This window comes from Burkholderia anthinoferrum (assembly GCF_002925705.1).
Classification (GTDB): domain Bacteria; phylum Pseudomonadota; class Gammaproteobacteria; order Burkholderiales; family Burkholderiaceae; genus Burkholderia; species Burkholderia semiarida.
The window spans coordinates 125234-138277 of sequence record NZ_LFZP01000067.1; the positions used below are offsets into that span (position 1 = coordinate 125234).

At 69.6% G+C, this 13044-nt stretch carries 14 protein-coding genes; 3 read left to right on the forward strand and 11 right to left on the reverse strand.

The features are described from left to right. The first annotated feature begins 337 nt into the window (after window positions 1-337). The gene (locus C5F75_RS33580) at window positions 338-1588 is read left to right on the forward strand and encodes a phosphatidylserine decarboxylase family protein (protein ID WP_059575042.1); all 1251 of its coding nucleotides are present in this window, start codon (window positions 338-340) and stop codon (window positions 1586-1588) included. Window positions 1589-1610: 22 nt separating this feature from the next. Here the strand turns inward: C5F75_RS33580 and C5F75_RS33585 are convergent, their stop codons facing one another. From C5F75_RS33585 to C5F75_RS33605, 5 genes are all read right to left on the reverse strand, one after another. Next, a complete protein-coding gene (locus C5F75_RS33585; RefSeq protein WP_059575041.1) occupies window positions 1611-1856 on the reverse strand; it encodes a hypothetical protein in 246 nt (81 codons plus the stop codon). A 284-nt stretch (window positions 1857-2140) separates the two neighbouring features. Next, entirely contained in the window at window positions 2141-2470 is a 330-nt protein-coding gene (locus tag C5F75_RS33590; protein WP_059575040.1) for a DUF1488 family protein, read from the reverse strand. A gap of 4 nt (window positions 2471-2474) precedes the next feature. After that, complete coding sequence (locus C5F75_RS33595; RefSeq protein WP_059575215.1) at window positions 2475-3023, reverse strand: type 1 glutamine amidotransferase domain-containing protein; 549 nt, start codon at window positions 3021-3023, stop codon at window positions 2475-2477. Window positions 3024-3284: 261 nt separating this feature from the next. Then, complete coding sequence (locus tag C5F75_RS33600; RefSeq protein WP_089466240.1) at window positions 3285-3650, reverse strand: DUF3022 domain-containing protein; 366 nt, start codon at window positions 3648-3650, stop codon at window positions 3285-3287. Between the two features lie 85 nt (window positions 3651-3735). Then, window positions 3736-4203, reverse strand: coding sequence for a hypothetical protein (locus C5F75_RS33605; protein WP_059575039.1), 468 nt, complete (start codon window positions 4201-4203; stop codon window positions 3736-3738). Window positions 4204-4357: 154 nt separating this feature from the next. Here C5F75_RS33605 and C5F75_RS33610 point away from each other — a divergent pair, with 154 nt between their 5' ends. Next, on the forward strand, window positions 4358-4720 hold the full coding sequence (locus C5F75_RS33610) for a DUF3175 domain-containing protein (protein WP_089466132.1): 363 nt from the start codon (window positions 4358-4360) through the stop codon (window positions 4718-4720). A 40-nt stretch (window positions 4721-4760) separates the two neighbouring features. Then, window positions 4761-6083 carry a cation:proton antiporter gene (locus C5F75_RS33615; RefSeq protein ID WP_089466131.1) on the forward strand — a complete coding sequence of 441 codons (1323 nt, stop codon included), beginning with the start codon at window positions 4761-4763 and terminating at the stop codon, window positions 6081-6083. Between the two features lie 4 nt (window positions 6084-6087). On the opposite strand, the gene ligD is transcribed toward C5F75_RS33615, so the two are convergent. The 6 genes from ligD to C5F75_RS33645 form a co-directional block, all read right to left on the reverse strand. Further along, a complete protein-coding gene (ligD, locus tag C5F75_RS33620; protein ID WP_104013354.1) occupies window positions 6088-8871 on the reverse strand; it encodes a DNA ligase D in 2784 nt (927 codons plus the stop codon). Between the two features lie 39 nt (window positions 8872-8910). Beyond that, a complete protein-coding gene (gene ku, locus C5F75_RS33625) occupies window positions 8911-9915 on the reverse strand; it encodes a non-homologous end joining protein Ku (RefSeq protein ID WP_059575035.1) in 1005 nt (334 codons plus the stop codon). 71 nt (window positions 9916-9986) lie between these two features. Continuing rightward, the gene (katE, locus tag C5F75_RS33630; RefSeq protein ID WP_089466129.1) at window positions 9987-12092 is read right to left on the reverse strand and encodes a catalase HPII; all 2106 of its coding nucleotides are present in this window, start codon (window positions 12090-12092) and stop codon (window positions 9987-9989) included. A 124-nt stretch (window positions 12093-12216) separates the two neighbouring features. Then, on the reverse strand, window positions 12217-12603 hold the full coding sequence (locus C5F75_RS33635; RefSeq protein ID WP_060310432.1) for a DUF3022 domain-containing protein: 387 nt from the start codon (window positions 12601-12603) through the stop codon (window positions 12217-12219). Then, window positions 12600-12761, reverse strand: coding sequence for a DUF1328 family protein (locus C5F75_RS33640; RefSeq protein WP_006498332.1), 162 nt, complete (start codon window positions 12759-12761; stop codon window positions 12600-12602). Before C5F75_RS33640 ends, C5F75_RS33635 begins: the two co-directional genes overlap by 4 nt. A gap of 46 nt (window positions 12762-12807) precedes the next feature. After that, entirely contained in the window at window positions 12808-12996 is a 189-nt protein-coding gene (locus C5F75_RS33645) for a DUF3008 family protein (RefSeq protein WP_006498333.1), read from the reverse strand. Window positions 12997-13044 lie beyond the last annotated feature (48 nt).

Sequence of the window (13044 nt, forward strand, 5' to 3'; positions counted from 1 at the left end):
AGCGGTTTCGCCGCCTCTTCTCCGCGGCTCGGCGTCACCGGCCCGTTTCCGCTTGTGCCGCGGTCACCGCGCTCGGCCCGCCGAGCGCCGTCGCGCGGCGCCGCCTGCGCTCGCACTCGAGCCCGCGTACGTGTCGGCGTCACGGTCCGTTGCCCGTCGCGGCGACGCTCGTCCGTCGAGCCTGCATCGTGGGTCTGTCGTGCATTCGAAGCTGTAGCCATTCCGTTCTCCTGAGTCATCGAAAGAAACCGGTCGCCCGAACGCAGCAATTTCGGTGCCGCCCGCCGGGCAAGCATCTTGCTCCGCTGATTCGACCGAAACCGTTCCGGAGGTGACGATGCCGACGAATCGCAACACGCCGCCCGCCACACGCCGCCGCCTCGGCGGATGGATGGCCACCGAGGAATCCCGCATGGCCGCGTTCCGCGAAAAAATCGCGAACGAAGCCCGTGCGCATGCCGGCGAGCGGCTGCGCACGCCGGCCGTGCAGGACCTCGCGCGACTGTTCGACGACAACGCGGTGCTGCGCATGAGCCTGACCCGCGCGATCGACGAAGCATGCGAATCGGGATACCGGCTCGGCTACACGTCGATCGGCGAGCTGATGACCGTGCTCGATCATCTGATGACCTACACGCCGCCGTTCAGCGAGGAAAGCCTGATCGTGTGCCCGCTGAACGCGTTCTTCGACTGGCCGATGTGCATGCCGTCGGGCCACGCGGTGTTTCGCGACGCGGCCGTGAACGCGCAGTTGAAGCGGGTGCTGAACGTCTGGTGCGACTTCCTTGGCGGCCCGCACTCGCGCACGCATCTCGACACGTCCGCGCCCGACGGCTGGTTCTGCGACGCAGCACGCAAGCGTCTGGGGCTGTCGCAGTTCCAGTATCGCGAAGACCAGCCGCACTGGGGCTTCGATTCTTGGAACGACTTCTTCACGCGGCGCTTTCGCGATGGCGCGCGGCCCGTCGCGGCTCCGAACGATCCACACGTGATCGTCAGCGCGTGCGAAGCCGCGCCCTATCACGCCGAAACCAACGTGAAGCTGCGCGACACGTTCTGGATCAAGTCGCAGCCGTATTCGCTGCGCGACCTCTTCACGCCCGCGTGGCTGCCGCTCGCCGAGCGCTTCGTCGGCGGCGACGTCTATCAGGCCTACCTCAGCGCGTACAACTATCACCGCTGGCATGCGCCGGCGCGCGGCGTCGTCACGCACGCGTATCGGGTAGACGGCGCCTATTATTCGGTCGCCGAAGCGGAAGGCCCGGACCCGGCCGGGCTCAACGACTCGCAGGGCTACATGACGGCGGTGGCCGCACGCGCGGTGATCGCGATCGCGAGCGACGATCCGGGCATCGGCACCGTGGCGGCCGTGTTCGTCGGGATGGGCGACGTATCGTCGTGCGTGGTCGAGGTCGTGCCGGGGCAGCGCGTCGACAAGGGCGACGAGATCGGTTACTTCCAGTTCGGCGGCTCGACCTACTGCCTGCTGTTCGAGCCCGGCGTGATCGACCGCTTCCTGTACGCGCCGCCATTCGAAGGCGAGCCGCCCGTCGTGCAGGTCAATGCGCCGGTCGCGGTCGCGCGGTGAGCGCGGTGCGCGGCCCTGCGCATCACCCGTCGGTCACATCGTGCAGGCCGACCGCGTGGGCACCGGCGGCGTCATGACGCTGCACGCATTGCAGCACCGACAGGCCGTCGGCCGTCAGCGCGGGTCGGTGCGCGCCCGACGCGTCGTCGTGCTCCATCACGATCAGGCGTCGTTCGACGAGCGCGACGACGTCGTCGCGATCGATCTGGATCTGTTCCGGCGCGTGATGCGCGAGGAAGAGTGCGGCGAATTCGTGGGCAGTCAGCATGCTCGTTTCCCCGGTTGACGGCTGCGCTCGATGCGACGACGGCGTCGCCTCGGCATGCGGCGCGTATCGTGCGCCGGCGACGTTAGGGGCATGCAGGGACCGTGCCAACCACTCTCGTGCCGCCTGTATCCGCAGGGCGCGCGCACCGCGCGATGTGGCGCCGGACGACGTGTTCGAGCCGCTGCAAAGTTTTCAACGGCGTGTAATGGCAGGCCGCCGGATGCGACCGGCGTCGCTCCGTCTGGACAACGTACCGAGCAGATGCTTCGGGAAACGCGCTCGCTTCACGATCTCCGCGAGCGAAACAGCCCGGCCCTCGCTGCGCCTGCCGGCGCACGGAAATACCCGCTGTGCAGCACCACGTCGTGGTTGCCACTCGCCAGCACGTCCGCGCATGCGGCTTCAATACGCGCACGGCCGCGCTCGAACGCGTCGCGCAAGTCGGCTTCCAGCGCGGAGCGCGCGCCGAAATGGTCTTCGAGCGCCTCGACGGTGATCGCGCAGTCATGCGGCACGCCACCGACCTCGACGACGAAGCGCATTTGCAGCGCCGCGCCGTCGAACGCAGGCGGTTCGTCGGTCAGCGTGACGGCGCGCGGAGAACCTGTCGGCATCGGCTCACGCCCCCCGCGCCGCGAGGCGCTCGACCAGCGCGCCGTTGAACGCGGGCAGGTCGGCCGGCTTGCGGCTCGTGATCAGGTTGCCGTCGCGCACGACTTCCTCGTCCACCCACTTGCCGCCCGCGTGCCGGATGTCGTCCTGCAGGCTCGGCCAGCTCGTCATCGTCTTGCCGTCGACCAGCCCGGCCGATACCAGCAGCCAGCCGCCGTGACAGATCGCCGCGACCGGCTTGCCGGCGCCCACCGCCGCCGTCACGAATTCGCGCGCGGCGGGCACCATCCGGATCGCATCGCCGTTGATGACGCCGCCCGGCAACACGACCGCGTCGTAGTCGCCTTCGCGTGCCTCGTCGAACGTGCGATCGACCTTCACGCGCTCGCCCTTGTCGACATGCCTGAAGCCCTGGATCTCGCCGCCCTTCTGCGAAATCACGTCCACCTGCGCGCCTTCTGCCGCGAGCGCGCGCTGCGGTTCGACGAGCTCGGCTTCCTCGAAGCCGTCGACCGCGAGAATCGCTACCTTGCAATGATCCAGCCTGCCGCTCATGAATGCCTCCGTGGAAGGTGTGGCACACGTCGTGCCGTGTTCGTCGCGCAGCAATCGGCGTGCCGCGTGCTCGAGGCGCCGCAGGCTGCCGCACGCCGCAGCAACCATGCGCGCTTGTATTGCCCTGCAATCGGGGAACGACCCGCGCGCCGGCGTGCGTATGCCTCTCGTCGTCTCGCCTGCCCCGTTCGTCACGGTCGGGGGTGCAAACTTTTCAACGGGATGTAAGCCGACGCCGTGCGCCCGTTCGATGCGCCGCGATCACTGCAAATGACGCGCGGCGTCGAGCATCGCGTCGGTCAGCTCGACCGTCAGCGTCAGATTCTCGTCGGTATCGGGCAACTGTTCGAGCGTCTGCTGCACGGCGTCGTGCAACATCGCATGCACGCGCATCCGCGCGCCGTCGTCGAGGTCCGTATAGCGTTCCATCGTCGAGCATTCGAGCGCGAGCACGACCGAATGCCGCGCCGCCTCGGGTGGCGCCTCGACCGCGTTCGCCCACGCCGCATGAAACATGACCCTGCCCGTTTCGACGTCCACGTGCACCGTCGTGTCGAGATCGTCCATGTCGCCTGCATCGTCGTCGATCTCGTCGTGCTCCAGAAAAATCCGGGAATTCGATTGCATGATGTCCTCCTGCGTGGTGACGGCGCGCCCGTCCCGGGTAACCGCGCCGCCATCGCGCCGTGCCGGCCGCGCCGGCACGACACCGTCAATAACCGCTGGAACCGCCGCCCGTCCCGCCGGCCCCGCCGCCGCCCGTGCCCGTCGAGCCCGCCGACCCGCCGTTGCCGGCGCCCGTCCCGCTCGTGCCGCCCGAGCCGCCCGAGCCGCCGGCCCCACCGGACCCGCCGCCGACGCCGCCGCCGGGGGAGCCGCTGCCGCCCTGGCCGGCACCGTTCGGGCCGCCGCCCGGCTTCACATGCCCGGCCGACCCGCTGTGCGACCGCATCCCGTGCTTCGCGCCATGCCGCTGCGTGCCCGCCGGCGGCGGCGGCGCGGCCGTATTGCCGTTGGTGCCCGGCGTCGACATGTCCATCGACGGGTTTGGCGCGCCGGTGCCCTCGTCGGAGCGCTGCGAGTTCTGCGCCCACGCGGCCGGCGCGGCGGCGGCGATCGCGACGGCCGCGCAGCCCAGCACGTGCCGCGCGACGAACTTCGATTCGAATACTGACTTCATGGCGTTTTCTCCCTATGGACGATCGCGTGATGGAAATTCCTGCTCCGGTCTTTCAGCAAGGCCCATGCCGCGCCGGCGACGTTCGAGATGCGGCACGCGGTTTGCTCCCCTCCCGCGCACGACTTGTCCGTGACCCATACGGAGCCTCCGCCTTATGCCTTCCGCTTCTGCTTCCGCTTCCCACCCACACGGCAAGCGCCATACGCGCCGCCCCGGCCGCGCACGCGGCGCCGATCCGAACCACCGCAAGCGCTGGTCCGGCGAAGTCACGCAAAAAAGCGATGCGCTCGACATCGAGCCCGACATCTTCAAGTCCGACGATCCGGCGGCGATCGCCGCGTCGCTGAAGCACTCGGCCGAACACAGCCGCCGCCGCAAGGCGTCGCCGTTCCAGTCGGCGATGTCGATGCTGAACTTCTACGTGAACCGCGCGGGCCGCAACCTGCCGAAAACGCGCCGTGCAACGCTCGAACGCGCGAAGCGCAAGCTGCGCGAAGCGTTCGGTCGCAAGCCCTGACGGCCGGCGCGTCGCCCGTCTCCCTCCGCTGCGATCACACATGCACGAAACCCTCTGGTACCTGATCATCGGCGCGGTGCTGCTGGGCATGGGCGTCGTGACATCCGCGTTGCGCCACCTGCCCTGCAGCTCGGCCATGATCTACCTGGTGCTCGGCGTCGCGCTCGGCCCGAGCGGCGCCGGCCTGCTGCATCTCGACCTCGAACGCGACGGCCCCCTGCTGCGCGCGATCGTCGAAGTCGCGCTGCTCGTATCGCTGTTCGCGATCGGGCTGCGGCTGCGCGTGCCGCTGTCCGACAAGCTGTGGCTCGTGCCGTGCCGCCTCGGGCTGCTCGCGATGGTCGTCACCGTGCCGCTGCTCGCCGCGTGCACGGTGCTCGCGCTTGGCGTCGGCTGGGGCCCCGCGCTGCTGCTCGCGGCGATCCTCGCACCGACCGATCCGGTGCTCGCGCACGACGTGCAGGTGCACGACCCGGGCGATCGCGATATGGTGCGCTTCGCGTTGTCCGGCGAAGGCGGGATGAACGACGGCATCGCGCTGCCGTTCGCGCTCGCGGGGCTCGCGCTGTGCGGCGCACCGGGCGCAACGCACGGCATCCCGCCGCTGTCCGGCACGTTCGCGCTGGTCGCGCTGTGGGGCATCGCCGGTGCGACGGCGATCGGCGGCGGGCTCGGCTGGGCCATGACGAAGACGATCGGCTGGCTGCGCACGCGCCACGCGCAGGCGCTCGGCCTCGAAGGCTTCTTCGCGCTCGCGCTGATCGTGCTGTCGTTCGGTGCCGCGCAGCTCGCGCACACGTTCGGCTTCATCGCGACGTTCGCGGCCGGCGTCGCGATGCGGCGCGTCGAGCATCGTGCGAGCGGCGACCGTCCGCCGCGCGAAGTGATCGGCCAGATCGATTCGGAAGACGTCGTCGCGACCGAAAAGCATCCGGACAAGGCGCATGCGTTCATGGCCGAATCGGTGCTCGGCTTCACGATCGAGCTCGAACGGATCGCGGAGGCGATCGTGATGACGATGATCGGCAGCGTGCTGTCGACGCTGCCCGGCCCGCTGTTCACGTGGGGCGCCGCCGCACTGGCCACCGTGCTGTTCGTCGCCGTGCGCCCGCTCGCGGTGCTGGTCACGCTCGTCGGGTCGCGGGCGACGCATGCGCAGCGGCGGCTGATGGCGTGGTTCGGCATCCGCGGGATCGGCTCGTTCTACTATCTGCTGTTCGCGCTCGAGCACGGGCCGTCCGAGGCCGTGCGCCCGCTGGCGGCGCCCGTGCTGGCCGTCGTGTCCGCGTCGGTGGTGGCGCACGGGGTCTCCGCGACGCCGCTGATGAACTGGTATTACCGGTTGCAGCAGCGCCGTCGCTGACGGTTCACGTGTCCGCGCCGAGCCGCGCCCGCATCGCCGCGGTGATGCGCTGGCGCGCCTTCGCATAGCCTTCCCACGGGTCACGCTTCAGCGCGTCCAGCCGCACGTGCAACGTGTCGATCGTCCATTGTGCGCCGCCCGTCGTCTGCGGCACCTCGTCCCACTCGAGCGGCACCGACACGCCCATGCCGGGCCGCGCGCGCACCGAATACGCGGCGATCGTGCTCGCGCCGCGCCCGTTGCGCAGGTAGTCGACGAAGATCTTGCCGCGCCGGTGGCGCGGCCCCATCGTCGCGGTGAAACGCTCGGGCAGCGTGCCGGCGACGTGCTGCGCGACCGCGCGCGAAAAATCCTTCACGTCGTCCCAGCCCGCGTGCCGCGTGAGCGGCACGACGACGTGCAGCCCCTTGCCGCCGCTCGTTTTGCAGAACGACACGAGCCCCAGCTCGTCGAGCAGGCCGCGCACCAGTTGCGCGGCGTCGATCATCGTGCGCCACGGCAGCGCCGGATCGGGATCGAGGTCGAACACGATGCGGTCGGGCCGCTCGATGTTCGACGCATGCGCGTTCCACGTGTGCAGTTCGACCGTGCCCATTTGCGCGGCGCCGAGCAGCGCGTCGACGCTGTCGATCGACAGCAACGGCCCGTGGCCGGGGTCGAGCCCTTCGTGCTGCGTGACGAACGGAATCTCGCGGCGCTCCGCGTGTTTCTGGAAAAACAGCTCGCCGGCGATGTCGCCCGGGGCGCGCACGAGCGAGACGGGCCGGCCTTTCAGGTCGGGCAGCAGCCACGGCGCGACCCATTGCCAATACTGCGCGAGATCGATCTTGCGCGTGCCGCTTTGCGGGTCGAGCACGCGCTCGGGATGCGTGATGCGCACGCCGCCGAGCGAGTCTGGCGCAGCCGCGCCGTCTTCGGCGCGCGCGGCCGCGCCGGAACGTGCGGTGCGCTTGCGAGCGGCCGTTTCATGAGCGGCAGGCGATGCGCGCTTGCGTTTGTCGTCGTGCGTGGTTTCGCGTCGATCCATCGTCACCTCCGTTTCCGTGTGTTTCGGCATTTCGCGGACGATCTGCTGCGCCGGCTTGTCGTCGCGCAGCGCGATGAACGCGGCCTGCCGCACGATGCCGTCGCCGGTCCATTCCGCGAATTCGCATTCGGCGACGAGCGTCGGCTCGACCCAGTGCACGCGCGTGCGCGTGCGTTCGCGCGGCGGTGCGTCGAACGGCATTGTGTCGCGCTCGTGCTTGCGCAGGATCGCGGCGAGACGGTCGAGCATGCGCGCGTCGAATCCCGTGCCGACGCGGCCGACGTAGCGCAGCGGCCCCGGCCCGCGCCGCCGCTTGCCGGCCGGCGGCGGTTCGTGCACGCCGAGCAGCAGCGCGCCGAAGCCGTGCCGGCTGCCCGATGGCTCCGTAAAGCCGCCGATCACGAATTCCTGCCGGCGCCGGCATTTGAGCTTGATCCACGCCGGCGAACGGCCGGCGCGATAGCGCGACTCCGCGCGCTTGCCGATCAGCCCTTCGAGGCCCGTGTCGCAGGCGCTCGCGATCAGCGACGCGACGTCCTCGCCGAGATCGGGCGAAAAACGCACGCGCGTCGGGTCGCTGTTCGCGAGCAGCGGTTCGAGCAGCGCGCGACGGGCCGTGAGCGGCGCGTCGCGCAGGTCGTATCCGTCGAGATAGGGCAGATCGAACGCGAAGAAGGTGATTGCATCCGAGCGGCCCGTGCCGAACGCGTTCTGCAACGCCTGGAAATCGGGCAGGCCGTTTTCGCCGAGCACGACGGCCTCGCCGTCCAGCCACGCGTCGTCGACATCGAGCGCCGCGAGCGCGTCGCGCTGCGCGCGCAGCTTCGCAGTCCAGTCGCGGCCTTCCCGCGTCATCAGCGTGACGCGCCGGCGCGCGCCCTTGCCGGCAATGCGCGCGAGGATCCGGTAACCGTCGAACTTCAGTTCGTAGCACCAGCCGCCGTGCGTCGGCGGTGCGTCGACCAGCGTCGCGAGTTGCGGCGCGACGCGCTCGGGCAGCGGCGCGCGCACCGCGCCCTCGACTTGCGACGGATCGGTGGGGCGCTGGCTTTCGTTGCCTTCGCGGCTTGCAGGTCGCGTTGCCCGTGAATCGCCGTTCGCGCCGCTCGAGCCGCCGCGTCGCGCCGCTCGCTTGCGCGCCGCGCCGTCGGACGCGCCGTCATGCACGCTGCCCGGCCGCTCGCCGACCACGTCGAATTCATCGGCGTTGCGCGCGTCGTCGTCGCGCTCCTTGATCAGCAGCCACTGCTCCTGGCGCCCTTCCTGGCGCCCGCTACGTACGAGCGCCCAGCCGCCGTGCAGCTTCTCGCCGTCGAGCCGGAACGTCAGCTTGCCGGCCCGGTAGCCTTCGCGTGCCTGCGCGACGCCGCCGTCGGGCGTCCACGTGCCCTCGTCCCAGACGACGACCGACCCCGCGCCGTAATGCCCGGCCGGAATCTCGCCTTCGAACGACGCGTATTCGAGCGGATGGTCCTCGACATGCACCGCGAGCCGCTTCACCTGCGGATCGAAGCTCGGCCCCTTCGGCACGGCCCACGACTTCAGCGTGCCGTCGAGCTCGAGCCGGAAATCGTAGTGCAGCCGGCGCGCGTGGTGCTCCTGGATCACGAAGCGCAGCGGGTGGCGGGCGCGCGCGGCGGGTTTCGCCTTCGTGCCCGCTTTCACCTCCGCCTTCGCGCGACGCTTCCCGTGCGCGCCTTCGGGCTCTGGCGTCGCGCCGAAATGGCGCTTGCGGCGATACGGATCGAGCTTGCCGGCCATCGCGTCACCTCGTCGAAATCGGAGTCGGCGTCATCGGCTTCACGCCGCGTGCTTGCGTCGCGCGGCGGTCTTCTTCGCCGCAGGCTCGCTCGCCGCGCGTTTCGCGGTGCCGCGCTTCGCCGCGGTTTTCGTCGCCGCGCCTTTCGACGCGGATTTCGAGGGCGACTTGCGGCGCGACGATGACGACGATGACGCCTCCTCTTCCGCTTCGTCGCGCTCGTCACGCAGATCTGCCGCGCGCGCGCCGGCGCCGCCCTTGAGGCTGCGCTTCAGCAGCTCGGTGAGATCGACCACGTTGGTCGCCGCGCGGCCCGTCTGCGCGGGCCGGTCCTCGATCTCCTCGACCTTGCCCGCGCGCACCTTGCGCTCGACCAGTTCGAGGATGTCGTCGCGAAACGTGTCGTGATATTCGTCGGGCGTCCATTTGCCGGACATGTCGTCGATCAGCTTCTTCGCCATCGCGAGTTCGCGCGCGGTGACGCCCGCGCCCTTCGCGTCGTCGGCCGGCACCGACAGCTCGTCGAGCGGCCGCAGTTCCTCCTGCCAGCGCAGCGTATCGAGCGCGAGCATCGGCCCGACCGGGATCAGCGCGCCCAGGTGCTGGCGGTCGCGCATCACGACGAGCGCGATGCCGATCTTGCCGCTGTCCTTCAGCGCGTCGCGCAGCAGTGCATAGACCTTCTCGCCCTTGCGGTCCGGCACCAGGTAGTACGGCGTGTCGAGATAGAGGAACGACACGGCGTCCTCGTCGACGAAGGTCAGGATGTCGACGGTCTGCGTCGATTCCGGGTTCGCCGCGCGGATTTCGTCGTCGGTCAGCACGACGTAGCGCTCCTTCTCGTACTCGTAGCCGCGCACGATGTCCTCGCGCGTGACCTCCTTGCCGGTGCGCTTGTTGATCTGCCGATAGCCGATCGGGTCCATCGAGCGCTTGTCGAGCATCCGGAACGACGGCTTCACGGTGCGCGTCGCCGGAAACAGTTGCACGGGCACGTGCACGAGCCCGAAGCTGATCGCGCCTTTCCATATCATCCGCGGTGCCATGCTGTTCCTCCTTGCCCGATGCGCGCCCGCCCGAGGGCAGGCGCGCCGTCCGGCGCGAACCGCCGCCGGCCCTATGCCGGCAGTTCCGCCGCCTGCTGTTCGCGCGCCCACACGCGATGCTGGCCGAGGTGATCCGACAGCGTGTTCAGCACCTTGTCGAGATCGACGGCCTGCCCGACGCACACGCCTTCAGCCGGATCCGGCAAGTGCGCGGCGCTGAGCAATTGCCGCCCCGAGCCGACGGCCGCGATCGGCTTCAGGTGCTTGAACGCCTCGCGCACGAAATGGCGGGCGTCGGCGCTGTGCGCGAGATCGCGGCCATCGCCGTCGCCGCCGCACACGAACACCGCGTCGAACATCACCGACGGCATGCCGGCGAGCGTCGCCTCCGGCACGATGCCGCCGATCGGCGCGAGCGTCGGCGCGACGATCGTCGGCACCGCGTGCGCGGCCTGCAACGCGTCGCGCACCTGCTCGACGAGCACCGGGTTCACGCCCGGCGTCGCGATCAGCGCGATCTTGCGCGAGCGGATGCCGGGCTTCGCGCGGCCGACCAGGCTCAGCGCCGGCGAGGGCCGCGGAACGGCCGGCGTCGCGGCCGCCTGCGGCGCGGGCAGCCCGAGCCGTTCGGCGACCTGCGCGGCGAGCCCCGCGTCGAAGCGCGCGATGATTTCGTTGACCACCCGCTCGCGAATGTGCGGCTGCGTCACCTTGCCGAGCTCGAAGCAGTACGCGTCGCGAATATGCCGCTGCTCGATCTCGGTCATGCTCTGGTAGAACAGCGCGGCTTGCGAGAAATGATCGGCGAACGATTCGCTGCGCACGCGCACCTTGTGGCCTTCGAGCGGCTCGGGCACGGTCTCGAAGCCGCCGCCGGACGGCGCGGGCGGCGTCTCGCGCGGCCAGCCGCCGCTCGTCGAGTTCGGCTCGTACGACGCCTGCCCGACGTTGATCGTCTGCCGGTGCATCGCGTCGCGCTGGTTGTTCGCGAACGGGCACACCGGCCGGTTGATCGGAATCTCGTGGAAGTTCGGGCCGCCGAGCCGGCTTAGTTGCGTATCGGTGTACGAGAACAGCCGCCCCTGCAACAGCGGATCGTTCGTGAAATCGATGCCCGGCACCACGTGGCCCGGGTGAAACGCGACCTGCTCGGTCTCCGCGAAGAAGTTGTCGGGGTTGCGGTTCAGCGTCATCCGGCCGATCGGCCGCACCGGCACGTGTTCTTCCGGCACGAGCTTGGTCGGGTCCAGCAGGTCGAAGTCGAATTTGTCGGCATCGTCCGGATCGATCATCTGCACGCCGAGCTCGAACTCCGGATAGTCGCCGCGCTCGATCGCCATCCACAGGTCGCGCCGGTTGAAATCCGGGTCGTGGCCGGCGATGCGCTGCGCCTCGTCCCACAGCAGCGAATACGCGCCGCTCACGGGCCGCCAGTGGAATTTCACGAAACGCTCGACGCCGGCCGCGTTCACGAAGCGGAACGTGTGCACGCCGAAGCCGTCCATCGCGCGATAGCTCGCCGGCAGCGCGCGATCCGACATCAGCCACAGCACCATGTGCGTGGTTTCCGGCACCAGCGACACGAAATCCCAGAACGTGTCGTGCGCGGACGCGCCGGTCGGCATCTCGTTCGGCGCCTCGGGCTTCACCGCATGCACGAAGTCGGGAAACTTGATCGCATCCTGGATGAAGAACACCGGCATGTTGTTGCCGACGAGGTCGTAGTTGCCTTCCTCGGTATAGAACTTCACCGCGAAGCCGCGCACGTCGCGCACGGTGTCGGCCGACCCGCGCGGCCCCTGCACGGTCGAGAAGCGCACGTACACCGGCGTTTCGACGGCCGGGTCCTGCAGGAACGCGGCCTTCGTGTAGTCGGCCATCGGCTCGTAGACGCGGAACACGCCGTGCGCGCCCGAGCCGCGCGCGTGCACCACGCGCTCCGGAATGCGCTCATGATCGAAATGCGTGATCTTCTCGCGCATGATGAAGTCTTCGAGCAGCGACGGGCCGCGCGCGCCGCCTCGCAGCGTATTCTGGTTGTCGGCGATCCGCACGCCCTGGTTGGTGCGCAACGCCTCGCCGTCGGGCCGCGCACGGTTCGCTTCGAGCTGGCGCGACTTCGCGCTGTCGTGCGGCTGCGTCGGGGGCGTCTTGCCGGCGGATGGGGGATTCGTCATCGTCAGGTGTCCTCTTGGTATTCGAATGGGGAGCCGCCATGCACGCCGGCGCGCCGCGGCGCGCGCGTGCGAACGGCGGGGAAAGCCGGCCCGGCGCCCGATGGGCGCCCGCGGGCCGGCGGCGTCAGGGCGCGCGCAGCGCCGCGTCGAATTCGACGGCCGTCACGTCGAGCGCCACGTTGCATTCGATCACGGCATCCTCGACGCGCGGCTTGTGCTCGTCCACCGCGCGCCGCGCGCGGTCGCACAGTTGCGTGCGCACGCGCAGCCGGTCGGCCGTGTCGAGCAGCGCGTACCGCTCGATCACGTCCGCATCGAACCGCATGTCGACCGTGCAGCGCCATTCGCGCGCATCCTCGTCGGAGGGCACGCGCACCCACGATACGTGGATCGTCAGCCGGCCCGACGCGTCGTCCTCGTGAACGACGACGGTCGACTGCGACGGAAAGCCGATCGCGAACGCGTGCTCGAGTTCCGCGACGCGCCGCGACCGGTCGGGCGCGACCGTCATCGGCGCACGACCCCCAGCAACAGCGTGACCAGGAAGATCACGACGAAGATGTAGAACAGGATCTTCGCGATCTCGGCCGCGCCGGCGGCAATGCCGCCGAACCCGAACACCGCCGCGATGATCGCGATGACGAAGAAGATGATGGCGTATCGAAGCATGGAACCCTCCTGGATGACAGCGGTCGTCACTAAACGTCGGCGGCGCTCACGCATCGTGCTTGTGTTTCGGTTTGCCGTGCGTGGGCGTGGAAGCCATTTTCTCGAGCTCTTTCTCGCTCATCGACTTGGCCATCGATTTCGACGGCGGCTTCAGGTCTTTCATTTTCGTGTCACCGCGCTTGGCCGACAGCGCGGCCCCTGCGGCGCGCTGCTGCGCCTGGGATTTGGCTGGCATGATTGCGCTCCTCTCGTTGGCGCGAGCCGACGCGACGGACGGCGCGCG

Excerpts from the sequence above, each read along its gene's own strand:
- C5F75_RS33580 (WP_059575042.1), top strand. The coding sequence starts at position 338 with ATGCCGACGAATCGCAACACGCCGCCCGCCACACGCCGCCGCCTCGGC.
- C5F75_RS33585 (WP_059575041.1), bottom strand. The coding sequence starts at position 1,856 with ATGCTGACTGCCCACGAATTCGCCGCACTCTTCCTCGCGCATCACGCG.
- C5F75_RS33590 (WP_059575040.1), bottom strand. The coding sequence starts at position 2,470 with ATGCCGACAGGTTCTCCGCGCGCCGTCACGCTGACCGACGAACCGCCT.
- C5F75_RS33595 (WP_059575215.1), bottom strand. The coding sequence starts at position 3,023 with ATGAGCGGCAGGCTGGATCATTGCAAGGTAGCGATTCTCGCGGTCGAC.
- C5F75_RS33600 (WP_089466240.1), bottom strand. The coding sequence starts at position 3,650 with ATGCAATCGAATTCCCGGATTTTTCTGGAGCACGACGAGATCGACGAC.
- C5F75_RS33605 (WP_059575039.1), bottom strand. The coding sequence starts at position 4,203 with ATGAAGTCAGTATTCGAATCGAAGTTCGTCGCGCGGCACGTGCTGGGC.
- C5F75_RS33610 (WP_089466132.1), top strand. The coding sequence starts at position 4,358 with ATGCCTTCCGCTTCTGCTTCCGCTTCCCACCCACACGGCAAGCGCCAT.
- C5F75_RS33615 (WP_089466131.1), top strand. The coding sequence starts at position 4,761 with ATGCACGAAACCCTCTGGTACCTGATCATCGGCGCGGTGCTGCTGGGC.
- ligD (WP_104013354.1), bottom strand. The coding sequence starts at position 8,871 with ATGGCCGGCAAGCTCGATCCGTATCGCCGCAAGCGCCATTTCGGCGCG.
- ku (WP_059575035.1), bottom strand. The coding sequence starts at position 9,915 with ATGGCACCGCGGATGATATGGAAAGGCGCGATCAGCTTCGGGCTCGTG.
- katE (WP_089466129.1), bottom strand. The coding sequence starts at position 12,092 with ATGACGAATCCCCCATCCGCCGGCAAGACGCCCCCGACGCAGCCGCAC.
- C5F75_RS33635 (WP_060310432.1), bottom strand. The coding sequence starts at position 12,603 with ATGACGGTCGCGCCCGACCGGTCGCGGCGCGTCGCGGAACTCGAGCAC.
- C5F75_RS33640 (WP_006498332.1), bottom strand. The coding sequence starts at position 12,761 with ATGCTTCGATACGCCATCATCTTCTTCGTCATCGCGATCATCGCGGCG.
- C5F75_RS33645 (WP_006498333.1), bottom strand. The coding sequence starts at position 12,996 with ATGCCAGCCAAATCCCAGGCGCAGCAGCGCGCCGCAGGGGCCGCGCTG.